We start from the raw sequence: 25,973 nt of genomic DNA on the forward strand, positions 1-25,973 counted from the left end.
TCGTCAGGCTTGCGGCCACCGGCCCAGCAGGCCGTGCGCGGACTCGAACAGCGCGGCGGCGCGCAGCAGCGCCGCGTCGCCGCGGAACTGCCCGACCAGCTGGAAGCCGACCGGCAGGCCGTCGGCGGCAAAGCCGCTGTTCAGGCTGATGGCGGGGTGGCCGGTCATGTTGAACGGCATGGTCCACGGGAACCAGTGCGCGCGCACGTTCTCGTAGTGCTGGCCGTCGATGTCGATGGTGCCGAACAGGTCCTGCCCGAGCGGCAGCGCGGTGCGCGTGAGCGTGGGCATGGCGAGGAAATCCGCGCGCGCGAGCAGCGCCTGCACGCGCTGGAACAGCGCCGAGCGGTCGAACATGGCCTGCTGGTATTCGACGCCGCTGACCTGCGCGGCCGAGGCCACCTGCCGCAGGAAGGTGGCGCTGAGCTGCTCGCCGTGCTCGGCGGCGATGGCGGCGAAGCGCGCGCGCCAGACCGTGTGGTTGATCGCGCGCCAGATCGGCTCCACGTCGAAGCCTTCGCCGGAGAACGGCTCGAGCTCCGCGCCCAGGCCGGCCAGCCGCGCCAGGCTGGCTTCGAACGCGCGCGCCACCTCGGCCGCCACGGGCCGCCCCGGCGGCGCCAGGCAATGGAGGATGCGCTTGCCGCGCAGGTCGCCGCGCGCCTGCGCCGCCTCGACGTAATCGGGTTTGGGCACGCCGATGGACCACGGGTCGCACGCGTGCTCGCCGGCCATGACCTGCATCATCAGGCCGGTGTCGGCCACCGTGCGCGTGGTCGGCGTGACGTAGGTCTGGTTGCCGAACAGGTCCTGCGCCTGGCTGTGCGGGATCACGCCGTTGCTCTGCTTGATGCCGACCACGCCGTTGCACGCGGCCGGGATGCGCGTGGAGCCGCCGCCGTCGGTGGCCACCGCCAGCGGGGCGATGCCGCTGGCCACCGCCACCGCCGCGCCGCCGCTGGAGCCGCCGCTGGTGCGCGCGGCGCTCCAGGCGTTGCGCGTGCGGCCGAACAGCGGCGAATCGGTCAGGCACTTGGAGCCGAACTCGGGCGTGGTGGTCTTGCCGATCAGGATGGCGCCCTGCGCGCGCAGGCGCGCCACGGCGACGGCGTCGGTGCCGGGGATGTTGTCGCGGTAGGGCGCCGCGCCGAAGGTGGTGCGCACGCCCTGCGTGTTGACCAGATCCTTGGCGGTAAACGGGATGCCGTGCAGCAGTCCCAGCGGCTTGCCGTCCATGACGGCCTGCTCGGCCGCGCGGGCCGCGTCCAGGGCCTGCTCGGCGCACAGCGTGATGAAGCAGTTCAGCTCGGGCTGCAGGCGCGCGGCGCGCTCCAGCACCGCCCGCATGAGTGCCACCGGCGAGACCTCCCGGCGCGCGATGCGGCCCTGGAGTTCGGTGGCGGACAGGAAGCAAAGCGCATCGCTCATATCGCTCATTGGCGAGCTTCTCCAGAAAACGTCTCGGAGCGGATCGGAGGCGCCGCCACGGCACGGCCGCGCCGGGGCGCCCGCACCATTGGTTTCTGGATCCAGAATCCATTCTTTGCGGCTATAGTAGACGTGTGTCATGCGCTTGTAAACTGCGCCGACAAAATCCGCACTTCCACTGCGCCGCGGCGCTCAGAGAGGCAAATGGCAGAAACGTTCGAATGGCAGGGGCGCTTGCGCCTGGTGGAAGAGGTGGCGCAGGTGCTGCGCCAGCGCATCTACCGCGGCGTCTATCCGCCGGGCAAGGCGCTGCGCCAGGTGGAGATCTCCGAGGACCTGAAGATCAGCCGCACGCCGCTGCGCGAGGCGCTGCGCATGCTGGAGCGCGAAGGGCTGGTCAGCGCCGAGACCGCGCGCGGCGTCACCGTGGTCAGCGCGGACTTCCGGCAACTGATGGACGCCTACGCCCTGCGCGAAGTCATCGACGGCCTCGCGGCGCGGCTGGCCGCCGAGCGCGCCGGCAAGCTGGCGGGCCCGCCGCTGCGCGCCGTCATCGGCGCCCAGCGCGGCAGCCTGGCGCCGTGGCAGCCCGAGGCATACACGGTGGCCAACGTGGAATTCCACACCACCATCATCGGCCTGGCGTCGAACGAATACCTGGCGCGGCAGGTGCCGATCGTCCACATGACCTCGCAGGTGTTCGCGCCGCGCACCGTGTTCCCGCGCGACCGCGCGCTGGCGGCCATCGACGAGCACGAGCAGATCGTGGCGGCCATCGAGAGCGCCGACGGCGACCGGGCGGAGCAGGTGGCGCGGCAGCACATCCGCAGTTCGATGGCGCGCCTCAGGGTGATGGCGCAGGCCGGCGCGGACGTGGCGCAGGCCTGAAGGGAAAAGCCGGTTTCGGGCGTCCGGCGTCAGGACTGCCGGCGCTTCAGCGACGGCGCGGCATCCTGGCGCAGGGCCGGGTGATGCCGGCTCACGCTGCGCGCGCCGAGCAGCAGCGCGAGCAGAAAGACCAGGAGATACGCGGCAAACGTGATGACTTCCATGCTCGACCCTTTGTTGTCGGTTCTGTTCTTGCGTCGAGCGTGAAGTATGCGCAAAGGCGCGGGCGGGGCGCTACCACACGGTGGTAGGGGGCCGCCGCCGCCGCGCCTCGCGCCTCGCGCCGGGCGTCAGGTCGCCTCGCGCTTGACCGCGCCGGTGGCGAAGAAGCTCTGCAGGTTCTCGAACACCAGGTCGGCCATCGCCTGGCGGGTCTCGTTGGTGGCGCTGGCGATATGCGGCAGCAGCACCACGTTGTCCAGCGCGAACAGCGCGGGCGGCACCTGCGGCTCGTGCTCGAACACGTCGAGCCCGGCGCCGGCGATGCGCTTGTGCGCCAGCGCGTCCACCAGCGCGGCCTCGTCCACCACCGTGCCGCGCGCGATGTTGATCAGGAAGCCGCGCGGCCCGAGCGCCTCGAGCACGCTGGCCGAGACCAGGTGGCGGGTTTCCGGCCCGCCGGCGGTGGCGATGACGAGGAAGTCGGCCCACTCGGCCAGCGCCGCCAGCGACGGCTCGTGGCGGTAGGTCAGGTCGGCCACCGGGCGGCGGCTGTGGTAGCGCACGTCCATGTCGAAGCCCAGCCCGCGCCGCGCGATCACGCGGCCGATGCGGCCCATGCCGATGATGCCCATGCGCTTGCCGCTCACGCGCGTGCTCAGCGGGAACGCGCCGCTGGGCCATTCGCCGCGGCGCACGAAGCGGTCGGCCGCGCTGAAGCCGCGCGCCACGTCCATCAGCAGGCCGAACGCGGTGTCGGCCACGCAGTCGTTGAGCACGTCGGGCGTGTAGCCCACGGCGATGCCGCGCGCGCGCGCGGCGTCGAGGTCGATCTTGTCCAGGCCCACGCCGAAGCTGGAGATGACCTTGAGCGCCGGCATGGCGTCCATCATGGCGGCGTCCACGCCGTTGGCGGCGCGCGTGGTCAGCGCCACGAACTCGCCGCCGCGCGCGGCCAGGAAGGCGGCGGGGTCGGTCTCGGCCCACAGCGGGTGGACGTCGTAGTGCTCGGCCAGGCTGGCTTCGAGCGCGGCCGGCAGGCGGCCGTGCTGGAGAAGGCGGTGTTTCATGAGAAGAGGTCCCTTGTGGTCGGTCGGGTTGGGGTGGGCGGAGCCGCGGTGGCTCCGTCTTGTGTCTTGGCGGCAGTGCTCTGCCTGGTCCCGGCCTAGCGGCCGTTCTTCTCGCGCCAGGCGGCGAAATCCAGCCGGCTCTGTTCCTGCGTCGGCGGATAGAGGCCGATGATGGAGCGGCCCTTGTTGACTTCCTCGGTGACGAAATCCTCGAACGCGGTCATTTCCACCGCCTCGGCGGCGATCTCCTCGGCCAGGTGGCGCGGGATCACGACCACGCCCTCGCCATCGCCGACCATCACGTCGCCGGGGAACACGGCCACGTCGCCGCAGCCGATCGGGCCGTTGATCTCGATGGCCTGGTGCAGCGTCAGGTTGGTCGGCGCGGACGGGCGCTGGTGGTAGGCGGGGATGGCGAGCCGCGCGATCTCGGGCGCGTCGCGCAGGCCGCCGTCCGTCACCACGCCGGCCACGCCGCGGCGCATCAGGCGCGTGACCAGGATCGAGCCGGCCGAGGCCGCGCGCGCGTCCTTGCGGCTGTCGATCACCAGCACCGCGCCCGGCGGGCATTGCTCCACGGCCTGGCGCTGCGGATGGTCGGGGTCCTGGAACACCGTGATCGGGTTGAGGTCTTCGCGCGCGGGGATGTAGCGCAGCGTGAAGGCCTCGCCGACCATGTTGCCGTGCGCCGGGTTGAGCGGATGCACGTCCTGGAGGAACTGGTTGCGCAGGCCGCGCTTGAACAGTGCGGTGCACAGCGTGGCGGTGCTGACGGTCTTGAGCTGGTCGCGCGTGCGCGGGCTGAACTGGCTGGTTTCGGTCATGGCGGTCATCAGTAGATGCTGGGCTCGCCGCTGGGCGCGCCGAAATCGGTTTGCAGGAAGTCGAAGTCGCAGCCGTCGTTGGCCTGGCGGATGTGCTTGGAGAACATCCAGCCGTAACCGCGCCCGAAGCGCGGCGGCGGCGCCGTCCAGGCGGCGCGGCGGCGCGCCAGTTCTTCGTCGGAGACTTCGAGGTGGATGCTGCGGCGGTCGATGTCCACCGAGATCAGGTCGCCGGTGCGCACCAGCGCGAGCGGGCCGCCGATATACGATTCCGGCGACACGTGCAGGATGCAGGCGCCGTAGCTGGTGCCGCTCATGCGCGCGTCCGACATGCGCAGCATGTCGCGCACGCCCTGCTTGACCAGCTTCTTGGGGATCGGCAGCATGCCCCACTCGGGCATGCCGGGGCCGCCCTGCGGGCCGGCGTTGCGCAGGATCAGGATATGGTCGGCGGTGACGTCGAGGCTCTCGTCCTCCACCGCGGCCTTCATCGACGGATAGTCGTCGAACACCAGCGCCGGGCCGGTGTGCTTGAAGAAACGGCGCTCGCAGGCGCTCGGCTTGATCACGCAGCCGTCCGGCGCGATGTTGCCCTTGAGCACGGCCAGCGCGCCTTCCTGGTAGAGCGCGTTGTCCGGAGTGCGGATCACGTCGTCGTTGTAGACCTCGGCGCCGGCGATGTTCTCGCCCAGCGTGCGGCCGGTGACGGTGAGCGCGTCGAGCTGGAGCTTGTCGCGGATGCGGTTCATCAGCGCGGGCAGGCCGCCGGCGTAGAAGAAATCCTCCATCAGGTACTTGTCGCCGCTGGGCCGGATGTTGGCGATCACCGGCACGCGGCGGCTGGCCGCGTCGAAGTCTTCCAGGCCGATCTCGCAGCCGGCGCGGCGCGCCATCGCGATCACGTGGATGATGGCGTTGGTGGAGCAGCCCATCGCCATCGCCACGGCGATGGCGTTCTCGAACGCGGCGCGCGTCTGGATGCGCGCCGGGGTCAGGTCCTCCCACACCATGTCGACGATGCGCCGGCCCGACTCCGAGCACATGCGGATATGGTTGGCGTCGGCGGCGGGAATCGACGAGGCGCCCGGCAGCGTCATGCCGATGGTCTCCGCGATCGCCGTCATGGTGCTGGCCGTGCCCATCGTCATGCAGGTGCCGTGGCTGCGCGCGATGCCGCCCTCGATGCCGGTCCACTCGGCCTGGCTGATGTTGCCGGCGCGGCGCTCGTCCCAGTACTTCCACGCATCCGAGCCCGAGCCCAGCACGTTGCCCTTGTAGTTGCCGCGCAGCATCGGCCCGGCCGGCACGTAGATGGCCGGCACGCCGGCGCTGGAGGCGCCCATCAGCAGGCCCGGCGTGGTCTTGTCGCAGCCGCCCATCAGCACGGCGCCGTCGACCGGGTGGGAGCGGATCAGCTCCTCGGCCTCCATCGCCAGCATGTTCCGGTACAGCATGGTGGTCGGCTTGACCGCGCTCTCGGACAGCGAGATGGCGGGCAGCTCGATCGGGAAGCCGCCGGCCTGCAGCACGCCGCGCTTGACGTCGTCCACGCGCTGCTTGAAGTGCGAGTGGCACGGATTGATGTCGGACCACGTGTTGATGATGGCGATGACCGGGCGGTCCAGCCATTCCTCGGGCGCGTAGCCCATCTGCATGATGCGCGAGCGGTGGCCGGAGGAGCGCAGGTCGTCGGGCGCGAACCAGCGCGCGCTGCGCAATGTCTCGGGCGTCTTCTTTCGGGACGTCATTGTCTCTTCCTGGGATGTTCGTCGTGGGCCTCCGCCGGCAGCAGAGGTATGACATCTGATAGGATGGCGGCCAATTAGAGCACTAATATATTAGTGTGTCAAACCAAGGGCGTTTGCTCTAGAATGCGGGGCAGCGGGCCTCGCCGCGGCTGCGCCACGCGCAGCCAAGCGTAAGTGCACCACAGCGCGTGGCGCTGCGCCCCCGCCTTTTGCCAAACCTGATATTCCGGATACGCATACCGCCGCGTGCCCCCCGACAAAGACCGCCGCCCGATGGAAGCCACCGCCGCGCACATCCAGTTCCAGTTCGACCGCACGCGCCATGCCGCGCCGCAGGTGTTCGAGCACATGCGCGAGCAGATCATCTCGATGGCGCTCACGCCCGGCACGGTGCTCTCGCGCACCGACCTGGCCGCGCGGTACGGCATCAGCCAGACGCCGGTGCGCGACGCGCTGATGCGCCTGAGCGAGGAAGGGCTGGTCGACATCTTCCCGCAGCACGCCACCGTGGTCAGCCCGATCAGCATCGCGCTGGCCCGGCAGGCGCATTTCCTGCGCCGCTCGGTCGAGGTGGAGATCGTGCGCACGCTGGCCGGGGCGCCGGACGCCGCGCTGGCCGAGCGCCTGCGCCAGATGGTGGCGCGCCAGCAGGCGCTGCTGCCCGCCCCGGACTTCGCCGAATTCGCCCAGCTCGACCTGGCCTTCCACCGCCAGATGTACGACGCCGCGCAGGTGCCAGACCTGTGGCTGCTGGTGCGCCGCCAGAGCGGCCACCTGGACCGCCTGCGGCGCCTGCACCTGCCGATTCCCGGCAAGGCCGGCGCCGTGGTGGCGGACCATGCCGCCATCGTCGATGCCATCGCGCGCGGCGACGTGGACGAGGCGCAGGCCAGCCTGCGGCGGCATCTGTCGGGTACGCTTGCTAATCTTGAGGAGATACGGGGGAGGTATGGGGATTATTTGGAGTAGAGGGAGTTTTGGGATTTGAAGTGTCAAAGTCAAAGGCTTTAACTTCAAAGTCAAATTCAAAGGCTGAACGTCAAAATCAAAGTCAAAGGCTTTCGCTCCCCCGGAGCGACCTACTTTCTTTTCCCCGAAAAGAAAGTAGGCAAAGAAAGCGGGCTGCCTGGCCGGCAGGGGCAGAAACGTTGGGGTTTCTTGTTGTTGGTGGTTTCGTGGTGGGGCCTGTGGTTCTGCTGGCATCCTGCCGTTACCGGTGCGAGCGGCCACGATCTGGCTGGCGGTATGGGTTTCGGGGTCAGACCTATGATGGCAGGCGCACTGCTGGTTTGGGCATCTGCCGTTACCGGTTTTGGCCACCCCGACATAGCACCCTCATGGTTTCGTGGTGGGCGTGGTGGACCGGGGCGCGGGTGTCAGTGGGTACTCTTGCATTGGGGCCACCGTGCCCACCACGAAACCAGTACCGTCCCTATGCCGTGTGCATCCGCCCCGGTCGCGGCAGCAGCTTGAAGGGCCTGGGCCACCGCCATCATGCAGCGCCACCACGAATCCAACACCATCCGCAAGATAGTGGCCACCAAAACCGGTACCGGCAGAATCCCAGCAGAACCACCACCCCCACCACGAAACCACCAACCTCAGCAACTCTGTTCGGCTCTGCCCCTGCCGGCCAGGCAGTCCGCTTTCTTGGCTTACTTTCTTTTCGGATAAAAGAAAGTAAGTCGCGCCGGGGGCGCGAAAGCCTTTGACTTTAAGCTTTTGAAGTTGAAGTTGAAGTTGAAGTTGACTTTGAAGCCGAAGTTAAGCCTTTAACTTTAAAACCCTGAATCAAAATCTACCCAAAAAATCCCGAAATCCCACCGTGCGCGCCAGCACAATAGCCTGCAGCCAGTTCTCCAGCGCAAGCCTGGCAAAAACACTCGTAATGTGATTCCTCACGGTCTTTTCGCGCAACCCCAGGTACGCGGCGACCCGCCGCGTTGTCGCGGCCTTGCGCGATCAGCCCCATGATGTCGCGCTCGCGCGGCGTGAGCACGGCATGCAGCACCAACGTGGGGCGCGCCGGCCCGGGGTTGGGCCACCGCGTGCCGCCTGTAGATTGGCAAAGGAACGGCGCGCGGCGGACCGCGCCGCCGCCGGGCCTTGCCGCACTCAGTCGAGCGTGATGTGCGAGTCGTTGATGACCTTGCGCCATTTGGCGGTTTCGCTGCGCATCTTGTTGGCCAGCACCTCGGGCGGGCCGCCGGCCATCTCGAAGCCCATGCCGACCAGCTTGGCCTTGACCTCTTCGTCCTTGAGGGCGTGATCGAAGGCGTGGTTCAGCTTGGCGATGATGGGCGCGGGCGTGCCGGCCGGCGCCAGGAAGCCGTACCAGCCCACCAGCTCGTAGCCGGGCGCGCCGGACTCAGCCACCGTGGGCAGGTTCGGCAACTGGGGCAGGCGGCTTGCCGTGGTCACGGCGAGCGCGCGCAGCTTGCCTTCCTTCACCAGCGGATAGGCTTCCGGCAGGATGGCGAACATCACCGTGGTCTGTCCACCCACGAGGTCGGTCAGCGCCGGCACGCCGCCCTTGTACGGCACATGCGACAGCGTCGGCAGGCCCACGGTCTTCTTGTACAGCTCGCCGCCCAGGTGCGCCGGCGTGCCGTTGCCGGAAGAGGCATAGGCAACCTGCGACGCATTGCTCTTGAGGTACGCCGGCAGCTCCTTCATCGTCTTGACCGGCACCGAGTTGCCGACCACCACCAGGCTCGGCAGCAGCGTGGCGAGGATGATCGGGGAGAAGTCCTTGTCGGGCGAGTAGGGCAGGGTCTTGTACAGGCTCGGGTTCACCGCGAGCGCCGTGGAGGTGCCGAGGAACAGCGTGTAGCCGTCGGCCGGCGACTTGGCGACGTAGCTCGCGCCGATGTTGCCGCTGGCGCCGGGGCGGTTCTCGACCACCACGGTCTGGCCGATCTGCTCGCCGACCTTCTGGCCCAGCACGCGGGCCAGCAGGTCGGTGGAGCCGCCGGCCGGATAGGGGACGATGATTCTCACCGGCTGCTTGCCGGGATAGTCGGAGGGCGCCTCCGCCGCGGCAGCGGCGTTCGCGAAACAACCTGCGGATGCCAGCGCCAGTAGCACGGGGGCAATCTTTCCAAACATGACTCTCTCTCCATGATGCGATCCGGGCCGTTCATCAGGACCGGAGTGGGGTTGGGAACTGGAAAGAAGTGCTGGAGCATAGTGAGACAACCTGCCCGCAAAGGCGGACGGTCGTTCTCTTTTTCTGGAACATCATCTGCGTGCAAGCACCGTGCCGGCTGCCTGGGAAAGGGCGTCCGGCACAGGCATTGCCTCATCAGTCAGGTCGATTCTAGGGAGTTTGACTAATGAGCACTACTGAAAACTTACGATGAACTAATCACGACCAGCGATAAGTCGGGCACCCTGCGCGGGCGCCGCCGCGGCTTGCGGCCAGGGGCCGCAAGGCATTCGGCACGGGTGATTGGTTTTTGTTGATTGTTCGTTTTCGGCGATATAACATCGGCCGCATCCCTCGCCGGATTCCCGGTGTCGCATCCCCGGCAGCGCATTCCCCGCGCCCGGGCATGGCGACCGCGCCGCGGCGTCCCATTCTCCCGTTCCCCATGAGCAGAAATATCTCCCTGCGGCACCTGCGCTGTTTCGTCGAGGTGGCCAATGCCGGGTCCTTCACCACGGCCTCCGCGCGCCTGTTCGTCACGCAGTCGGCGCTGACCGCCACCATCCAGCAGTTCGAGGAGGCGGTCGGCCTGAAGCTGTTCGACCGCAACACGCGGCGCGTGGTCATGACCCAGGAAGCCATGCGCTTCAAGGACGAGGCCGACAAGATCCTCAAGGAGTTCGACAGCGCCATCGCCGACCTGCAGTCGTTCGCGCAGGGCCAGCAGGGCCACATCCGCATCGCGGCGGCGGCCTCGGTCATCTATCAGTTCCTGGTCAAGTCGATCGCCACGTTCCGGCGGGAATACCCGAACGTCACCTTCTCGCTGCGCGACGCCGGCGCGGAGCAGGTCGAGCAACTGGTGATCGACGGCGAGCTCGATTTCGCCATCACCAGCAAGCACAAGGGTTTCGACGACCTGGACTACACGCCGCTGCTGGAAGACCGGTTCGGCGTGGTGTGCCGCGCGGACTATGCGCTGGCGTCGGGCACGGGGCCGCTGCGGTGGGCCGACCTGAAGTCGAAGGATTTCGTCGCATTCACGGCGGACACCGGCATCGGCACGTTCCTGGCGCACAACGCCGGGCAGTGGCCAGTGTTCCAGGGCAGCCACGACGAGATCTCGAGCACGACCTCGCTGTTCGCGGTGCTCAGCGAAGGCGGCAGCTTCTCGATCGTGCCGGCGCTGGCGGCCAGGGTGGCGGGTTTCAACGAGCTGTCGTTCCGCGAGCTGCGCGGGCCGGTGCTGTCGCGCGAGATCTGCCTGATCACGCGGCGGCTGCGCTCGCTGTCGCCGAGTTCCCAGCGCATGCTCGACGTCATCCTCGACACCATCAGGCAGCATCCGCTGCCCGACGGCGTGGCGATGATCGAGGCGGCCGCGGCGCGGCGCCCCCGCAAGGGCGCCGCGAAGCCGGCCTAGCCGGCGCCGGGCCGGGGCGCGCTCAGAGCGCGTATTGATGCTCGCGGTCGTGCGCGACGAGGCGCGGGTCGCGCGCCGCGCGCGGGCCGTAGCCGCCGCCGCCGGGCGTGCGCAGGATGACCTCGTCGCCCGGTTCCAGCACCTGGGGCCGGCGCGAGTCGATGGCGCGGCCGTTGATCAGCACTTCCCCGCACGCGCCGGGCGCGCCGCCGCCCAGGCCGGGCGCGGGCACCTGCAGCCGCTCGGTCAGGAACACGATCGACAGCGGCGTGCGGTGCTGGCTCACGAAGCAGATCTCCTCGCCCAGGCCGCCGCGGAAGCGGCCTTCGCCGCCGGAACCCTCGCGCAGCGTCTTGTACTTGAAGAACAGCGGCGCGTCGCGCTCGGCCACCTCCACCGGCGTGGGCGAGATATTGCTCGGCCACGACATCACCGAGGCGCCGTCCTTGCCCGCCGTCGCGCCCAGGCCGCCGTTGTAGAACAGCACCGTGGCGAAGGGCTTGCCGTCGTCGCGGGTGCCGCTCAGGTTGGCGATCCACAGCGGCGAGCCCACGCCCGCCATGACCTTCTCGGGCAGGATCTGGTACATCGCGCCGAAGATCACGGTCGGCACGTAGTGGCCCGTGCACGAGCGCCCGCCCACCGGCGCCGGCGAGCGCGGGTTGAGGATGCTGCCTTCCGGCGCCACCGCGCGGATGGGGCGGAACAGGCCGTCGTTGTTGGGCAGGTCCGGCAGCAGCAGGCACTTGATGGCGTAGACCGTCATCGCGCTGGTGTACGACAGCACGCAGTTGATGCCGCGCGGCTGCTGCGGCGACGTGCCGGCGAAATCGCACTCGATCTCGCCGTCCTTCACGCGCACCGCCACCACGTAGCGGAAGCGCTGGTCGAAGCCGTCGGTCTCCATCTCGTAGTGGTATTCGCCCTCGGGCAGCCGGGCGATGGCCTGGCGCATGGCGGCCTCGCTGCGCTCGAACAGCGCGTGGGCGAGGTCGTCGATGCCCGGCAGCGCGTATTCGGTGAGGATCTCGTCGAGCCGGCGCGAGATCAGCTCCACCGCGCCCACCTGCGACCAGATGTCGCCCACGGTCTGCTCGGGCGTGCGCACGTTGGTGCGGATCAGCGACAGCAGCGTCTCGTCGGCCTGGCCCTCGCGCAGCAGGTGCATCATCGGGATGTGGAAGCCTTCCTCGAACAGCTCGCGCGCGTCCACCGAGCGGATCTTGCCGCCGATGTCCGGCACGTGGCCGGCGGTCGCCGCGAAGCCGGTCAGCACGCCCTGGTGGAACAGCGGCTTGACCAGGCACACGTCGTTCAGGTGGCCGGTGCCGATCCACGGGTTGTTGGTGATGTAGATGTCGCCCGGGCGCATCGCCTGCGCGCCGATGCGGGCGATGGCCGCCTGCACCGTGCGCGGCAGCGTGCCGATGAACGAGGGGATGCTGCCGCTGTTCTCGGCCAGCGAGCGCCCCTGCGAGTCGGTGATGACCACCGCGAAATCGTTGGCCTCCGTGGACAGCGTCGAGAACGAGGTCCGCACGATCAGCTTGGCGGCTTCGTTGACCACCGAGCGCACGCGCGTCCAGAAGACTTCGAGGAAGATCGGGTCGGCGGCCGCGCCGCCGTGGGTTTGCCTGTCGCTTGTCATGCTGCCTGCTCCTCAATGGTGATCACCAGATTGCCGCTCGCCAGTTGCTTCACATGGCCCTTCGGCCCGACCACCAGCGACGAGCTGGCGTCCTCCACGAGCAGCGGCCCCGCCGCCGAGAAGCCGGCCTGGAGCGCGCCGCGCTCGAACACCGGGGTCTCCACGTAGGCGCCGGCTTCCCTGAAATAGACCAGGCGCGAGCCCTTGGGCCGGGCCGGCTCGCCGCCTGCCAGCGTCTCGGCGTCGAACGCCTGCCGCGGCGGCGCCTCGCCGGTCACGCGCAGGTTGACCAGCTCCACCGGCACGTCCGGCGGGGTGCGGCCGAATTTCTCGCGGTAGCCGGATTCGAAGGCCGCCACCAGCGCCGCGCGCACCTCCTGCTCGGTCTGGCCGCCGGCCGCCGCCGTCGCCGTGTAAGGCCCGGCGGGCAGCGCCACCGACAGGTTGAAGCCCTGGCCGGCGAAGCGCCCGTCCGCGTGGCGCACCAGCGCGATCGGGCCGAAGGTTTCGGCGAGCTGGTCGAGCGCGTCGCGCGCCTGCGCTTCCAGCGCGGCGAAGGCCTCTTCCAGCGTCGCCAGCGAATCGGTCGCCGGGCGGAAGCTCACCGTGCGCGAGCGGTCCGCGCGCGCCGGCGCCACCAGCAGGCCGTAGGCCGAGGCCACGCCCGCCGCGGGCGGGCAGATGATGGTGCGCACGCCGATCTTCTGCGCCACGTAGTAGGCATGCAGCGGGCCGCCGCCGCCCGTGCACAGCAGCACGAAGTCGCGCGCGTCGCGGCCGCGCTCGGCCACGTGCACGCGCGCCGCGCCGGCCATGTTCTCGGCCACGATGTCGTGCATGCCCCAGGCCACGCCGGTCACGTCGCGGCCCAGGTGCTCGCCGATGCGGCCCAGCGCCGCGGCGGCCTTGTCGCGGTCGATCGACATGGTGCCGCCGGCGAAGTAGTCCGGGTTCAGGTAGCCCAGCACGAGGTTGGCGTCGGTGACGGTCGGCTCGGTGCCGCCCAGGCCGTAGCAGGCCGGCCCCGGTTCCGAGCCCGCGCTCTGCGGGCCGACCTTGAGCAGGCCGAGCTGGTCCTGGTGCGCGATGCTGCCGCCGCCCGCGCCGATCTCGATCAGGTCGATGGTGGTGATGCGGATCGGCAGCCCGCTGCCCTCGGCGAAGCGCTTGCGGCGCGCCGCCTCGAAGCCGAACGCGATCGACGGCTTGCCGCGCTCGACCAGGCAGAGCTTGGCGGTGGTGCCGCCCATGTCGAACGCGAGCAGGTTGGCCTGCTGGTCGCGCAGGCTGTAGTGGGCCGCGGAAATCGCGCCGGCCGCGGGGCCCGATTCCAGCAGTTCGATGGGGTTGCGCTTGGCTTCCTCGATGTGGGACAACCCGCCGTTGGACAGCATCATGAGCACGCCCGCGGGCAGCCCGAGCGCGCTCAGGCGCGCTTCCAGCGCATCGAGGTAGCGCTCGGCCAGCGGCTTGATGTAGGCGTTCGCCACGGTGGTGGAGTTGCGCTCGAACTCGCGGATCACCGGCGCCACGTCGGACGACAGCGTCACGTGCAGGGCGGGGAAATCGCGCTCGATCCACTGGCGCACCAGTTGCTCGTGGGCGGCGCTGGCATACGCGTGCAGCAGGCATACCGCGACCGATTCCACGCCCTTCTCGGCCAGGCCCGCCACCACGCGGCGCACCTCGTCGGCGTCGGGCGCCTCGATCTCGTTGCCGCGCGCGTCCATGCGGGCGCCGATCTCGGCGCGCAGGCTGCGCGGCACCAGCGCCGGCGCGGCCTCGATGGCGAGGTCGTAGAGATCGTACTTGCGCTCGTGGCCGATCTCCAGCACGTCCTTGAAGCCGCGCGTGGCCAGCAGGCCGGTGGTGCTGCCGCGCCGTTCGATCAGCGCGTTGGTAAACAGCGTGGTCGCGTGCACCACGCGCGCCACGCGCTCGGCGCGGATGCCGCACGAGCGGATCAGCTGGCTCACGCCGTCGGCGACGCCCTGGGCGGGGTCGCCGTGCGTGGTCAGCACCTTCAGGCTATGCAGCTTGCCGGCGCCGTAGTCCAGCGCCACCACGTCGGTGAAGGTGCCGCCAATATCAATACCAATTGCCCAAGTTGTCACAAGACGCTCCCGGCGTGTTCGAGGTTTCGAGGTTCATGACGGCATGATAAAAATGGCCATTAACAATGGCCAATGAAAAATAAAGATGGATTATTAAGTTCGGACGATATGTGGGTCCGGGCCGCGCGCTTCGGGCCGCCCGACGCCGCAAGAAGTGCCTGCCACGCCGCCGCGCCGCCGCCGGGCCGGCCCGGCAGCCAACTGTACGGCACGCCGATGGCCCCAACTGCGTCTACCCGGGCGGCGGGGCCGCCGGCAAACTTGGGCGCTTTCCCCGGAGTCTCCCGATGTCTTCTGCCACCCGGTTCAGGGCCGCCGCCTGCCACGTCTGCCCGATCTACTTCGACCTGGACGCCACGGTCGACAAGACCTGCGCGCTGATCGCCGAGGCCGCCGGCCACGGCGCCAGGATCGTGGCGTTCCCGGAAGCCCACCTGTGCGCGTTCCCGGTGTGGTCCGGCGTGCGCGCGCCGGTCGAGAACCACGAGTTCTTCGTGCGCATGGCCAGGAGCGCCGTGACCATCGACCACCCGGCCATCGACCGCATCCGCCGCGCCGCGCGCGCGCACGGCATCGTGGTCTCGCTCGGCATCAACGAGGCCTCGAAGGCCAGCGTCGGCTGCATCTGGGACACCAACCTGCTGATCGGCGCCGACGGCAGCCTGCTCAACCGCCACCGCAAGCTGGTGCCGACCTACTGGGAAAAGCTGACCTGGGCCAACGGCGACGGCAGCGGCCTGCGCGTGGTCGACACGCCGGTCGGCAAGGTCGGCGCGCTGGTGTGCGGCGAGAACACCAACCCGCTGGCGCGCTACAGCCTGATGGCGCAGGGCGAGCAGATCCACATCGCCTCCTATTCGCCGTGCTGGCCGACCCATCCGGCCGCCAGCAAGGAGCGCTACGACCTCGCCGCGGCGATCTGCATCCGCTCGGGCGCGCACAGCTTCGAGGCCAAGTGCTTCACCATCGTGGCCTCCGGCTTCTTCAGCGACGCCGCCGCCGAGCTGGTGTGCCGCGGCGAGCCCGCCGCGCGCGCGCTGGTGGAGAGCGCGCCGCGCAGCGTGTCGATGATCATCGGCCCGACCGGCGCGGTCATCAGCGACACGCTGCAGGACGAGGAAGGCATCGTCTATGCCGACATCGACCTCGACGACTGCATCGTGCCCAAGCAGTTCCACGACGTGGTGGGCGCCTACAACCGCTTCGACGTCTTCACGCTGCACGTGAACCGCGCGGCGCTGGAGCCGGCCGCGTTCCACGACGCCTTGCACGACCTCGCGGCGCTGCCGCCGGCCGGCGCCGATTTCGCGCCGGGCGAAGCCATTCCCGGGGGCGCCGCATGAAGCCGCGCCCGATCGATCTCTACAGCGACACCCAGACCCGGCCGACCGCCGGCATGCGCGCGGCGATGGCGGCGGCGGAAGTCGGCGACGAGCAGTCCGGCGACGACCCGACCACGCTGCGGCTGTGCGCCGAGGTGGCCGCGCTGCTGGGGCAGGAGGCGGGCGTGTTCATGCCGTCGGGGACCATGTGCAACCTCGTGGCCATCCTGGTGCACACGTCGCCCGGCGACGAAGTGATCTGCGACCATCAATCGCATATCTACGGCACCGAAGCCGCGGGCGCCGCCGCGCTGGCCGGCGTGTCGATCCGCGCGCTGCCGAGCCCGCACGGCATCTTCACGGCGCGGCAGGTGGCCGACGGCATCCGCCCGCGCGCGCGCACCGCGCCGCGCTCGGCGCTGCTGTGCGTCGAGCAGACCACCAATTTCTCGGGCGGCGCGGTGTGGCCGCTGGCGCAGTTGCGCGAGGTGCGCGACACCGCCCGCGGGCACGGCCTGCGCTGCCACCTGGACGGCGCGCGGCTGCTCAACGCGAGCGCGGCCACCGGCATCGCCGCGGCCGACTACGCCGCCGGCTGGGACAGCGCCTGGATCGACCTCAGCAAGGGGCTGGGCTGCCCGGTCGGCGCGGTGCTGTGCGGCAGCGCGGCGTTCGTGCGCGACGCCTGGCAATGGAAATACCGCCTCGGCGGCGCCATGCGGCAGTCGGGCGTGCTGGCCGCCGCCGGCCTGTACGCGCTGGAACACCACGTCGCCCGACTGGCGGCCGACCACGCCAACGCGCTGGCGATCTGGCGCATCCTGTCCGCGTGCGGGCTGTTCCGCTTCGATCCGCCGCGGCCGGACTCCAACATCCTGCGCTTCACCTTCGACGCGCCCGCCGTGCGCGCCGAGGCGTTTGCCGAACGCTGCCTGGCCGAAGGCGTGCGCGTGCGCGCGATCGGCGGCAACTTCATCCGCGCCACCACGCATCTCGACGTGGCGCCGCGGGAGGCCGAGCAGGCCGCGCATGCGATGGTGGCGGTGGCGCGCGCCGTGGCCGCGGGCGCCTGAGATGCCGCGCGCGCTTGCGGCCCGGTCGAGGATAATCGCTGCTGGCGCGGCCCCGGCGTGGATGCGGGTCGGCGCCGGCCAGTGAACGCAATGCGAGGAACGCAGCATGAACGCCAGTGCCAGGCAGAAACCCGCCGCGGTGGCCGGACCCGAGGCCGAGCCCGTGGCCGAACCCACGGCCGGGAGCGCGGACCAGCCCGCGGCGGCGGCGAGGCCGGTCGGCGCGGTGCGCACCACGCTGTACGCGCGCCTGGCCGCGGAGCTGAAGCAGCAGATCCTCGAGGGCGTGTTCGTGGCGGGGCAGAAGCTGCCTTCCGTGCGCGCGCTCAGCCGCTCGAAGCAGCTTTCCATCAGCACCGTGCAGGAAGCCTACCGGCAGCTTGAAGACGAGCAGTGGGTCGTCGTGCGCTCGCAGAGCGGCTGCTACGTCGCGCCGCGCCTGCCGGAGATCGCGCGGCCGGAGCCGGTGCCCGGCGGCGGCGCCGTCACGCGCTATCTCGCCAGCAGCGGGCCGGCCTCGGCGCTGGCCTACCGCGAGGACCTGATTCCGTTCGGCGCTGCCATCCCCGACGCCTCGTTCTTTCCGTGCGAGCGGCTGGCCACCGGCATCGCCAACCTGCTGCGCCGCAAGCCGGCGCTGGTCGGCAACTACAACTTCGCGCCCGGCTCGCTGGAACTGCGCCAGCAGGTGGCGCGCCGCGTGGTGGAGTGGGGCGCCAGTGTGGACCCGCGCCGCGTGGTCATCACCAACGGCGCGGTGGAAGCGATCCAGCTGTGCCTGCGCGCGGTCACGAAACCCGGCGACACGGTGGCGGTGGAGGCGCCGGCCTACTACGGCTTCCTGCAGACGCTGCAGATGCTGGGCCTGCGCGCGCTGCCGGTCGTCGGCGCGAACCGCGACGGCATGGATGTCGACGCGCTGGCGCGCGCCGCGGAGGGCGGCAAGATCGCGGCGGTGCTGCTGTCGACGACGGTCAGCAACCCGTCCGGCGCCACCATGCCGCTCGCGCGCAAGCGCCAGCTGGTCGAGCTGGCCAACCGCTGCCGCATCCCGGTCATCGAAGACGCCACCTTCGCCGACCTGCATTTCGCCGGCGATTGCCACGCCGCGCAGGGCTTCGACGAATCCGGCCTGGTGATGCTGTGCGCGTCGCTGACCAAGACCATCGCGCCCGGCATGCGCGTGGGCTGGGTCGACGGCGGGCGCTTCAGCGAGCAGATCGCGTTTCTCAAGCGGGTATCGAGCGTCGGCCAGCCCCAGGTGCTGGAGCTGGCCCTGGCCGAGTACCTCGCCAGCGGCGGCATGGCGCGGCGCCTGCGCCGCACGCGCCGCGCCATGCAGGCGCAGGTCTATCGCATGGCGGAGAACGTGGCGCGCGTGTTCCCGGAAGGCACTTCGTTCGCGCTGCCCAGCGGCGGCTTCCTGCTCTGGGTCGAGCTGCCCGGCGAGGTCGACACGCTCGCATTGCAGGAGCGCGCCGTCGGCCTCGGCGTCGGCGTCGCGCCGGGCATCCTGTTCTCGCCCCACGGCGACTACGGGCACTGCATCCGCATGAACTGCGGCGTGCCCGATTCGCCCAAGGCGCGCGAGGGCCTGCTGCGGCTCGGCGAGCTTGCCGGGCGGATGGCCGGCCCGCGGTAGGGGCCGGCGCGCGCCGCTCTGCCTTGGTGCCGCCTCAGTGCTGTTCGACGCAGAACGCGGCTTCCTCGTCGAGCTCCCGCCCGGCCAGGCGCAGCCGGTACTTGGCGGTGGCCTTGCGCGCGCCGCAGGCCGCCGAGCACCACAGGCGGTCGCCGCGGCGCGACTTGTCGACGAACAGCACCGGACAGACCGGGCTCGCGCACGCGCGGATCCTGTGGCGCAGGTCGCCGGTCAGCAGGTCGATCGCGTCCTGCGCGATCAGTCCCAGCACCTGCGCATGGCTGATCGGGCTGCCCAGCCGCTTCTTGTCCCCGGTGCTGGAGAGCTGCGGCGGGGGCGGCATCTCGCGCGCGAAGGCGTTGATGGTCTCGACCTCGCCGCGCGCCGGCGCGTGGCCGGCGCGCACCGCCTGCACCACGCCGTAGATCGCGCGCCGCAGCTCGCGCATCTGCGCCAGCTCGTCTTCGGTCGCCCGCTGGGGCGGCTTCGGCAGCTTGGCGCCGCGCAGCCATTCGTCCCAGCGGCGCGCGCTGTGGATGCGCTCGTATTGCCGGCCGGTCCACTCGCCCAGCGTCTCCACCAGATAGAGGCTGGCGACGCCGCCGCGGAACTTGAGGGTCAGTTCCTTCTTTGTCACCGGCCGCGCGGGCGCGGCGGCGGCTTCTCCCGCTGTGCCCGCTGCGGGCAGTTCAGGTGCGTTCATGGCAGGTTGTCGCTATGGATGTGGCCCATATCATCGCAGTTACGTCCCCGAAAAAAAAGGTGCCGGCCCATGTTCCGTCCGCGCGCCTGCCGAAGCGGCGATGGCGCCAATGGCGGCACCGGATATGCATATTCGAAATGCGCGCTTGTTGGCCGGATACCTTGTGCGTAGACTTTCCGTCATGAGTTTAACCCATGACAAAAATCGCTTGGCGTCATGGCTTCCCGGCCGGCGCCAGCCCGTGGCGCCGTTTCTTCCCGCTGTTTTCGATAGGTGTCACGGATGGCCTTGGTCGTGGGGGCGCACCCCCAGAATCCTTCGTTGTCGATCCTTGCCAGGCGGCAGGCGCATGTCGCCGCGCTGCGCGCGGAGGGACTTTCCTTCTTTGTCTACGGCGCCGGCGCGGTCACGATTCCGCTGATCCGGCTCGGCGTCATCCACCTCGGCGGCACCGGGGCGACGCCGCCGATCCTGGCCAAGGCGCAGGGGCTGGCGGTGGCCGCCTTCGGCATGTCCGAGCCGCGCCACGAGCGCGGCGGGCTGGTGGTGCGCGCCGATTCGCCGGTGCGCACGCTGGCCGATCTGCGCGGGCGCGGCGTGGCCTTGATGCCGATCTCCTGGCACACGCAGTTCCTGGCCGCCGAGCTCGACGCGGCCGGCCTCGACTGGCGCGAGGTGAACGCGGTCGAGCTGACCCCGGCCACGGCCCGGGATGCGTTCGTCGCCGGGCTGCTCGACGCCATCGTCGCCACCGATCCGCTGCTCGGGCAGATCGAGCAGGCCGTGTCGGTGCGCGTCCTCGCGCGGCCGGGCAACGCCTTCTCGAACCGCTCGGTCTACTGGGGCCGCCAGGACGTGCTGCGCGAGCGGCCCGCCGCGGTGCATGCCCTGGTCGACGCGCTGGCCGACTCGGACCGCTTGACGGCGGCCGACCCGGAAGCGGCCGCGCGCCTGCTCGACGGCGTCAACGGCAACAGCGCCGCGCAATGGCTGCCCGCGCTCGCCGCGCGCCCGTGGGGCGTGCACGTGCCGGATGCCGGGTTCCTGGCCGAGCAGCAGCGCCATGCCGACATCTTTGCCCGCTTCGGGCTCATTCCCGAACCGATCGACGTCGCCGACACGGTGACGGAGAACTATCCCGCCCTGGCGGCGGCATGACAGCGAGGACGAACTTCATGGAAGTCTTGTGGTATCTGACCGGCCCGGACGGGCGCTACCCGTGGCGCGCCGACGGCGCGCGCGCACTGAGTTATCCGTATTTCCAGCAACTGGCCCGCGCCGTGGACCATCTCGGCTTCACCGGCGCGCTGCTGGCCACGGGCACGCACGACGCGTGGGTGCAGGGGGCATCGCTGATTCCCTACACCGACCAGTTCCAGCATCTCATCGCCGCGCACCCGCCGCTGCTCTCGCCCACGCTGCTGGGCAAGATGATCACCACCTTCGACCAGTTTTCCAAGGGGCGCCTGCGCGTGAACATCGTCAACGGCGACGCCAAGCTGATGGCGCAGTTCGGCGTGCATCTCAGCCACGACGAACGCTACGCCTATACCGACGAATACCTCACCGTCCTGCGCGGCCTGCTGCGCGGCGAGTCGGTGACGTTCAAGGGGCGCCACATCCACGTGGTCGACGCGGGCCTGCCGCTGCCGCCCTACGGCGGCCGCACGCCGGAGCTGTGGTTCGGCGGCTCGTCGCGCGCGGCGCACGAGGTCGCCGCCAAGCACATCGACACCTACCTGTCGTGGGGCGAGACGGTGGAGCAGGCCGACAGCAAGATCCGCGAGGTGCGCGAACTCGCGCGCGCGCACGGCCGCGCCGACAAGATCCGCTTCGGCATCCGCCTCTACGTCATCGTGCGCCCGACCGAGGCCGAGGCGTGGGCCGCCGCGCAGGACCTGTACGACCACATGGACGACGCGGCGATCGCGGGCGCGCAGGCCTACGTCGCCGGCATCGATTCGGTCGGCCAGCAGCGCATGTCGGCGCTGCACGGCGGCAAGAAGCCCAAGGACATCCGCGAGCTCGAGATCGCGCCGAACCTGTGGTCGGGCATCGGGCTGGTGCGCCACGGGCCGGGCACCGCGCTGATCGGCAGCCCGTCCCAGGTGCTGGCGCGCATCCGCGAGTACCGCGAGGCCGGCATCGACGTGCTGATCGTGTCCGGCATGCCGCTGCTGGAGGAAGCCTACCGCTTCGCCGAGCTGGTCCTGCCGCACCTGCCGGTGGACCGCCGCGCGGACGCCGGCGCCACATCCGCCTGGACCAGCGAGCGCGACGCGGGCTGGCGCACGCAGGCGTCGTGACGCCCGGCGCGGGCCGCGGGCTCCCGCTTCCCGCTTTCCCTTTCCATCGTTTCGCAACAAGCTACAAGACCAAGACTCCCATGTTGCCCATCAAGAAACATCTCCTCGCGCTCGGCATGCTGGGCCTGGCCATCTCGACCGTCTTGACCATTCCGGCCGGCGCGGCCGCGGAAGTCGTCAAGATCGGCCTGGTGCAGACCACCACCGGCGGCTCCGCCGCGCTGTACGGCATCGAGCAGAAGAACGCGATCCAGCTCGTGGTCGACGAGGCCAACGCCAGCGGCAAGCTGGGCGACCTCAAGCTCGAGCTGATCCACTACGACGACGGCGCCGACCGCAACCAGACCGTCAACATCTTCCAGCGCCTGATCGCGCAGGACAAGGTATCCGCCATCCTCGGGCCGACGCTGGCGACCTCCGCCTACGCGGCCGACCCGCTGGCGCAGAAGGCCGGCATCCCGGTGGTGGCGTCGTCGAACACCGCCGCGGGCCTGACCACGCGCCTGGGCGACTACATCTTCCGCGTCAGCCCGCCCGAGGACAACGTCACGCCGAACGTGCTCAAGACCGTGATCGGCCGCTACGGCGTCAAGCGCGCCGCGCAGATCTACGGCATCGACGACCAGTTGACCAAGTCCGCCTACGGCGTGCAGAAGAAGGCGCTGGAAGACAACGGCATTCCCATCGTCGCCACCGAGACCTTCCAGCGCGGCGACGTGGACTTTGCCGCGCAGCTCACCAAGATCAAGGCGCAGAACCCGGACCTGATCGTGATCGGCGCGCTGGCCGAGGAAGCCGCGGGCATCGTGCGGCAGGCGCGCCAGCTCGGCATCTCGCAGAAGGTGGTGTTCGTCGGCACGCAGTCCGCCATCTCGACCAAGTTCTTCGAGCTCGGCGGCGCCGGCGCCGAGGGCGTGATCGTCGGCACGGCGTGGTTCGCCGAGCTGGACAATCCGGTCAGCAAGGCCTTCATCGCCAACTACGCCAGCCGCTACAAGCACCCGCCCGACATCTATTCGGCCTATGGCCACGATGCCGCGTCGCTGCTGGTGGAAGCCATCCGGCGCGCGCGCTCGGGCGACAGCAAGCGCATCCGCGCGGAGCTGGTCGGCATCAGGAACTATCCGGGCGTGCTCGGCCCGATCGGCTTCGACGCCAACCGCGACCCGACCGTGCAGCCCAAGATCCTGGTCGGCAGGAACGGACGGTTCGTGCCGTTCGAGGCGAAGTAAGGCCGCGGCATGAACGTATTCCTCCAGCAGACCATCAACGGCGTGGCGCTCGGCGCGACCTACGCGGTGTTCGCGGTCGGCTTCACGCTGCTGTTCGGCGTGCTCAACGTCCTGAACCTGGCGCAGGGCTCGATCCTGATGGTGGGCGCCTTCGCCGGGCTGGAGCTGACGCTGGCCCTGCACTGGCCGCTGCTGCCGTCGTTCCTCGCGGCGATGGCCATCGCGGGCGGCATCGCGCTGCTCAGCGAGCTGCTCGTGTTCGGGCCGCTGGCGCGGCGCGGCGCCAACCGCTGGATGGGGCTGGTCGCCAGCCTGGCGCTGTCGCGCCTGCTCATCGCCATCGTGCAGGAGGTGTTCGGCACCCAGGTGCGGCGCTTCCCGCCGGCGCCCTGGACCGGCCACGTCTGGCAGCTCGGCGCGGTGCGGGTGCAGAGCCTGCAGGTGGTGGTGATCGTCGCGGCGGTGGTGCTGATGGCGGTGCTGGCCTACGTGCTGCGGCGCACGCGCGTGGGCCTGGCGATCCGCACGATGGCGTTCCGGCCAAGCGTCGCGCAGCTGGTCGGCGTGCCGGTGGCGCGGCTGCGGCTGCTGACGTATTTCCTCACCGGCGCGCTGGCCGGCGCCGCCGGCGTGCAGCTTGGCGTGCTCTACGACGCCGTATCCCCGTTCATGGGAGAGAACATCTTGCTCAAGGGACTTTCGGCGCTGATCCTCGGCGGCCTCGGCCACGTGCCGGGCGCGGCCATCGGCGCCCTGGTGCTGGGCCTGACCGAGGTCTACAGCGTGGCCTACCTGCAGTCGTCGCTGCGCGACGCGGTGGCATTCGGCGCGATCTTCCTGGTGCTGGTGTGCCGGCCCTCCGGCCTGTTCGGCACCGCGACGAGGCAGCGCGCATGATCGAGTGGCTGCAATCGTACGAGAACGTCATCGCGCTCGTCTTCGTCAATTCCATCCTCGGCATCGGCGTGTACCTGATGCTCAGCGTGAACCGCTTCTCGCTGGCCACCGGCGGGCTGGTGGGCATGGGCGCCTACGTGTCGGCCCTCGCCACGCTGCACACCGGCCTGCCGTTCGCGGCCGCCGTCGCGCTGGGCACGCTGGCCGCGGCGCTGGTGGCGCTGCTGCTCGGCACGCCGGTGCTGCGGCTCGAAGGCGACTACTTCGCGCTGGGCACGCTGGCCTTCACCGAGGTGTTCCGCGTGATCGCGTTCAACTGGGACAGCGTGACCGGTGGTGCGCTGGGCCTGGACGCGATTCCGGTGCGCACCACGCTGCCGCAGCTCGCCGGCGTGCTGGCGGCGCTGGTGATCGCCGTGCTGGCGCTGCGCGGCGGCCGCCTCGGGCGCATCATGGAAGCCACGCGCCTGGACGACATGCCGGCGCAGTCGCTGGGCATCGACGTGGCGCGCGTGCGCCTGGCCGTGTTCGTGTTCAGCGGCGCGGTGTGCGGGCTGGGCGGGGCGCTGGCGGCGCACATGAATTCGTTCATCGGCCCCAACGACTTCGGCCTGCAGCGCAGCCTGGATGCCGTGGCCTATGCGGTGCTGGGCGGGCTGGGCCACGTCGCCGGCGCGATCGCGGGCGCGACGGTGTTTACCGTGCTGCCCGAGGTGCTGCGCTTCTCCGCGCAGGCGCGCGAGATCCTGATGGCGCTGATCCTGCTGCTGGCCATCGTGTTCCTGCCGCGCGGCATGCTGTCGGTCGGCGGGCTGGCGGCGCCGCGCGGGCGCAGGCGCGCGGCGCGTCCGGCCACCGCGGAGGCGTCGCGATGAGCCCGGTATTGTCGGTACGCGACGCGCGCAAGCGCTTCGGCAACGTCGCCGCGCTCGACGGGCTGTCGTTCGACGTGGCGCCCGGGACCATCACCTCGGTGATCGGGCCCAACGGCTCGGGCAAGACCAGCCTGATGAACCTGCTGACGGGCTTCTACCAGGCCGACGGCGGCAGCCTGCGCTTCAACGGCGTGGAGCTGCGCGGCCTGCCGCCGCACCGCATCGCCCGGCTCGGCATCGGGCGCACCTTCCAGCAGATCCGCCTGTTCGCCGACCTGAGCGTGCTCGACAACGTGCTGATCGGCGCCGAGCGCCGCCGCGGCAAGGACGCGCGGCGGCGCGCGCAGGCCATGCTCGAGCGGCTCGGCCTGCTGCACGCGCGCGACTGGCCGGCGCAGGCGCTGTCCTACGGCCATCAGCGCCGCCTCGAGATCGCGCGCAGCCTGGCGGCCGAACCCGCGCTGCTGATCCTGGACGAGCCCGCGGCCGGCATGAACCCGACCGAGAAGCGCGATCTGGAAAGCCTGCTGCGCGATGTGCGCGGGCAGGGCATCACGGTGCTGCTGGTGGAGCACGATATGGAACTGATCATGGGCGTGAGCGATTTCGTGGTGGTCATGAACGCCGGGCAGGCCATCGCGTCGGGGCTGCCCGCGCAGGTGCAGGACAACCCGGCGGTGATCGAAGCCTATCTGGGGGTGCGCCATGCCAAGCGTTGAGCGGGACGCCGCGCCGGCGGCGATGCTCGCGGTGCAGGGGCTGTCGGTGGCCTACGGGGCGCTGGCGGTGGTCCATGACGTCAGCCTCGAGGTGCGCGAGGGCGAGATCGTGGCGCTGATCGGCGCCAACGGCGCCGGCAAGACCACCATCCTGTCGGCGCTGATGGGGCTGGTGCCGGCCACTGCCGGGCGCATCGCGTTCGACGGCGCGCGCTTCGACGGCCTCGCGGTCGAGCGGCGCGTCGCGTGCGGCGTCAGCCTGGTGCAGGAAGGGCGCCAGACGGTGCCCGGCCTGAGCGTGGCGGAGAACCTGCGCATCGGCGCCTACCTGCGCCGCGACGCGCAGGTGGAGGCCGACATCGCGCGGATCTACGCGCTGTTCCCGCGCCTCGAGGAGCGCGAGAAGCAACTGGCCGGATCGCTGTCCGGCGGCGAGCAGCAGATGCTGGCCATCGGCCGCGCGCTGATGGCGCGCCCGCGGCTGCTGCTGCTCGACGAGCCGTCGATGGGCCTGGCGCCGCGCATCATCGCCGCGATCTTCGACATCATCGCGGACATCCGCTCGACCGGCACCACCATCCTGCTGGTCGAGCAGAACGCGCGCGAGGCGCTGGCGCTGGCCGACCGCGCCTACGTGCTGGAGCAGGGCCGCATCGTGCTGGCGGGAACCGGCCCGCAGGTGGCGTCCGACCCCGCCGTGCTGGCGGCCTATCTCGGCGGCCGCCACGCCGCGTGAGCGCGCGCGCCGGGGCCG

At 70.3% G+C, this 25,973-nt stretch carries 22 protein-coding genes and 1 pseudogene; 13 read left to right on the forward strand and 10 right to left on the reverse strand.

The window, feature by feature from the left end; translation table 11 throughout:
* Positions 1 to 3 precede the first annotated feature (3 nt).
* The gene (locus KF708C_RS30295; RefSeq protein ID WP_059415422.1) at positions 4 to 1,428 is read right to left on the reverse strand and encodes an amidase; all 1,425 of its coding nucleotides are present in this window, start codon (positions 1,426 to 1,428) and stop codon (positions 4 to 6) included.
* A gap of 204 nt (positions 1,429 to 1,632) precedes the next feature.
* Here KF708C_RS30295 and KF708C_RS30300 point away from each other — a divergent pair, with 204 nt between their 5' ends.
* Positions 1,633 to 2,316, forward strand: coding sequence for a GntR family transcriptional regulator (locus tag KF708C_RS30300; RefSeq protein WP_020205317.1), 684 nt, complete (start codon positions 1,633 to 1,635; stop codon positions 2,314 to 2,316).
* A 29-nt stretch (positions 2,317 to 2,345) separates the two neighbouring features.
* On the opposite strand, the gene KF708C_RS36970 is transcribed toward KF708C_RS30300, so the two are convergent.
* The 4 genes from KF708C_RS36970 to araD all read right to left on the reverse strand — a co-directional run bounded on the left by KF708C_RS36970 (position 2,346) and on the right by araD (position 6,117).
* Positions 2,346 to 2,480: a hypothetical protein gene (locus KF708C_RS36970; protein ID WP_020205316.1), complete on the reverse strand. Its 135-nt coding sequence runs from the start codon at positions 2,478 to 2,480 to the stop codon at positions 2,346 to 2,348.
* Between the two features lie 126 nt (positions 2,481 to 2,606).
* Positions 2,607 to 3,545 carry a 2-hydroxyacid dehydrogenase gene (locus KF708C_RS30305; protein WP_059415307.1) on the reverse strand — a complete coding sequence of 313 codons (939 nt, stop codon included), beginning with the start codon at positions 3,543 to 3,545 and terminating at the stop codon, positions 2,607 to 2,609.
* A 95-nt stretch (positions 3,546 to 3,640) separates the two neighbouring features.
* Positions 3,641 to 4,378 carry a ribonuclease activity regulator RraA gene (locus KF708C_RS30310; RefSeq protein ID WP_020205314.1) on the reverse strand — a complete coding sequence of 246 codons (738 nt, stop codon included), beginning with the start codon at positions 4,376 to 4,378 and terminating at the stop codon, positions 3,641 to 3,643.
* Complete coding sequence (araD, locus tag KF708C_RS30315; RefSeq protein ID WP_020205313.1) at positions 4,378 to 6,117, reverse strand: L-arabinonate dehydratase; 1,740 nt, start codon at positions 6,115 to 6,117, stop codon at positions 4,378 to 4,380. Before araD ends, KF708C_RS30310 begins: the two co-directional genes overlap by 1 nt.
* 273 nt (positions 6,118 to 6,390) lie before the next feature.
* Here araD and KF708C_RS30320 point away from each other — a divergent pair, with 273 nt between their 5' ends.
* Positions 6,391 to 7,086, forward strand: coding sequence for a GntR family transcriptional regulator (locus KF708C_RS30320; protein WP_020205312.1), 696 nt, complete (start codon positions 6,391 to 6,393; stop codon positions 7,084 to 7,086).
* An 822-nt stretch (positions 7,087 to 7,908) separates the two neighbouring features.
* Here KF708C_RS30320 and KF708C_RS36805 read toward each other — a convergent pair.
* A pseudogene (locus KF708C_RS36805) lies at positions 7,909 to 8,113 on the reverse strand (response regulator transcription factor); the annotation flags it as partial.
* 119 nt (positions 8,114 to 8,232) lie between these two features.
* Complete coding sequence (locus KF708C_RS30325; protein ID WP_020203864.1) at positions 8,233 to 9,225, reverse strand: Bug family tripartite tricarboxylate transporter substrate binding protein; 993 nt, start codon at positions 9,223 to 9,225, stop codon at positions 8,233 to 8,235.
* Positions 9,226 to 9,710: 485 nt separating this feature from the next.
* Between KF708C_RS30325 and KF708C_RS30330 the strand changes: the two genes are divergently transcribed.
* The gene (locus tag KF708C_RS30330) at positions 9,711 to 10,688 is read left to right on the forward strand and encodes a LysR family transcriptional regulator (protein WP_020203865.1); all 978 of its coding nucleotides are present in this window, start codon (positions 9,711 to 9,713) and stop codon (positions 10,686 to 10,688) included.
* Between the two features lie 22 nt (positions 10,689 to 10,710).
* On the opposite strand, the gene KF708C_RS30335 is transcribed toward KF708C_RS30330, so the two are convergent.
* Together KF708C_RS30335 and KF708C_RS30340 are read right to left on the reverse strand one after the other, a co-directional pair.
* A complete protein-coding gene (locus KF708C_RS30335) occupies positions 10,711 to 12,336 on the reverse strand; it encodes a hydantoinase B/oxoprolinase family protein (RefSeq protein WP_020203866.1) in 1,626 nt (541 codons plus the stop codon).
* Complete coding sequence (locus KF708C_RS30340) at positions 12,333 to 14,450, reverse strand: hydantoinase/oxoprolinase family protein (protein ID WP_059415309.1); 2,118 nt, start codon at positions 14,448 to 14,450, stop codon at positions 12,333 to 12,335. Before KF708C_RS30340 ends, KF708C_RS30335 begins: the two co-directional genes overlap by 4 nt.
* Positions 14,451 to 14,737: 287 nt before the next feature.
* Here KF708C_RS30340 and KF708C_RS30345 point away from each other — a divergent pair, with 287 nt between their 5' ends.
* The 3 genes from KF708C_RS30345 to KF708C_RS30355 all read left to right on the forward strand — a co-directional run bounded on the left by KF708C_RS30345 (position 14,738) and on the right by KF708C_RS30355 (position 18,487).
* Positions 14,738 to 15,793 (forward strand): carbon-nitrogen hydrolase family protein, encoded by a 1,056-nt coding sequence (locus KF708C_RS30345; protein WP_059415313.1) that lies wholly within the window; start codon positions 14,738 to 14,740, stop codon positions 15,791 to 15,793.
* Complete coding sequence (locus tag KF708C_RS30350) at positions 15,790 to 16,845, forward strand: threonine aldolase family protein (protein ID WP_059415318.1); 1,056 nt, start codon at positions 15,790 to 15,792, stop codon at positions 16,843 to 16,845. Before KF708C_RS30345 ends, KF708C_RS30350 begins: the two co-directional genes overlap by 4 nt.
* Positions 16,846 to 16,951: 106 nt before the next feature.
* On the forward strand, positions 16,952 to 18,487 hold the full coding sequence (locus KF708C_RS30355; protein WP_059415324.1) for an aminotransferase-like domain-containing protein: 1,536 nt from the start codon (positions 16,952 to 16,954) through the stop codon (positions 18,485 to 18,487).
* A 34-nt stretch (positions 18,488 to 18,521) separates the two neighbouring features.
* Here KF708C_RS30355 and KF708C_RS30360 read toward each other — a convergent pair whose 3' ends face one another.
* On the reverse strand, positions 18,522 to 19,190 hold the full coding sequence (locus KF708C_RS30360; RefSeq protein WP_082080118.1) for a CGNR zinc finger domain-containing protein: 669 nt from the start codon (positions 19,188 to 19,190) through the stop codon (positions 18,522 to 18,524).
* A 321-nt stretch (positions 19,191 to 19,511) separates the two neighbouring features.
* Between KF708C_RS30360 and KF708C_RS30365 the strand changes: the two genes are divergently transcribed.
* The 7 genes from KF708C_RS30365 to KF708C_RS30395 all read left to right on the forward strand — a co-directional run bounded on the left by KF708C_RS30365 (position 19,512) and on the right by KF708C_RS30395 (position 25,955).
* Positions 19,512 to 20,348, forward strand: a complete 837-nt coding sequence (locus KF708C_RS30365; protein WP_059415332.1) for an ABC transporter substrate-binding protein — start codon at positions 19,512 to 19,514, stop codon at positions 20,346 to 20,348.
* Between the two features lie 17 nt (positions 20,349 to 20,365).
* Entirely contained in the window at positions 20,366 to 21,496 is a 1,131-nt protein-coding gene (locus tag KF708C_RS30370; protein ID WP_020423830.1) for an LLM class flavin-dependent oxidoreductase, read from the forward strand.
* 80 nt (positions 21,497 to 21,576) lie between these two features.
* Positions 21,577 to 22,728: an ABC transporter substrate-binding protein gene (locus KF708C_RS30375; protein ID WP_059415335.1), complete on the forward strand. Its 1,152-nt coding sequence runs from the start codon at positions 21,577 to 21,579 to the stop codon at positions 22,726 to 22,728.
* Between the two features lie 9 nt (positions 22,729 to 22,737).
* Positions 22,738 to 23,625, forward strand: coding sequence for a branched-chain amino acid ABC transporter permease (locus tag KF708C_RS30380; protein ID WP_059415337.1), 888 nt, complete (start codon positions 22,738 to 22,740; stop codon positions 23,623 to 23,625).
* Complete coding sequence (locus KF708C_RS30385; protein ID WP_020203876.1) at positions 23,622 to 24,500, forward strand: branched-chain amino acid ABC transporter permease; 879 nt, start codon at positions 23,622 to 23,624, stop codon at positions 24,498 to 24,500. The genes KF708C_RS30380 and KF708C_RS30385 overlap by 4 nt, the downstream gene beginning before the upstream one ends.
* Positions 24,497 to 25,219 (forward strand): ABC transporter ATP-binding protein, encoded by a 723-nt coding sequence (locus tag KF708C_RS30390; protein WP_059415339.1) that lies wholly within the window; start codon positions 24,497 to 24,499, stop codon positions 25,217 to 25,219. Before KF708C_RS30385 ends, KF708C_RS30390 begins: the two co-directional genes overlap by 4 nt.
* Positions 25,206 to 25,955 carry an ABC transporter ATP-binding protein gene (locus KF708C_RS30395; RefSeq protein WP_231586635.1) on the forward strand — a complete coding sequence of 250 codons (750 nt, stop codon included), beginning with the start codon at positions 25,206 to 25,208 and terminating at the stop codon, positions 25,953 to 25,955. Before KF708C_RS30390 ends, KF708C_RS30395 begins: the two co-directional genes overlap by 14 nt.
* Positions 25,956 to 25,973: the final 18 nt, after the last annotated feature.

It is taken from the genome of Cupriavidus basilensis (assembly GCF_000876015.1).
In the GTDB taxonomy this organism is placed as follows: Bacteria; Pseudomonadota; Gammaproteobacteria; order Burkholderiales; family Burkholderiaceae; genus Cupriavidus; species Cupriavidus basilensis_B.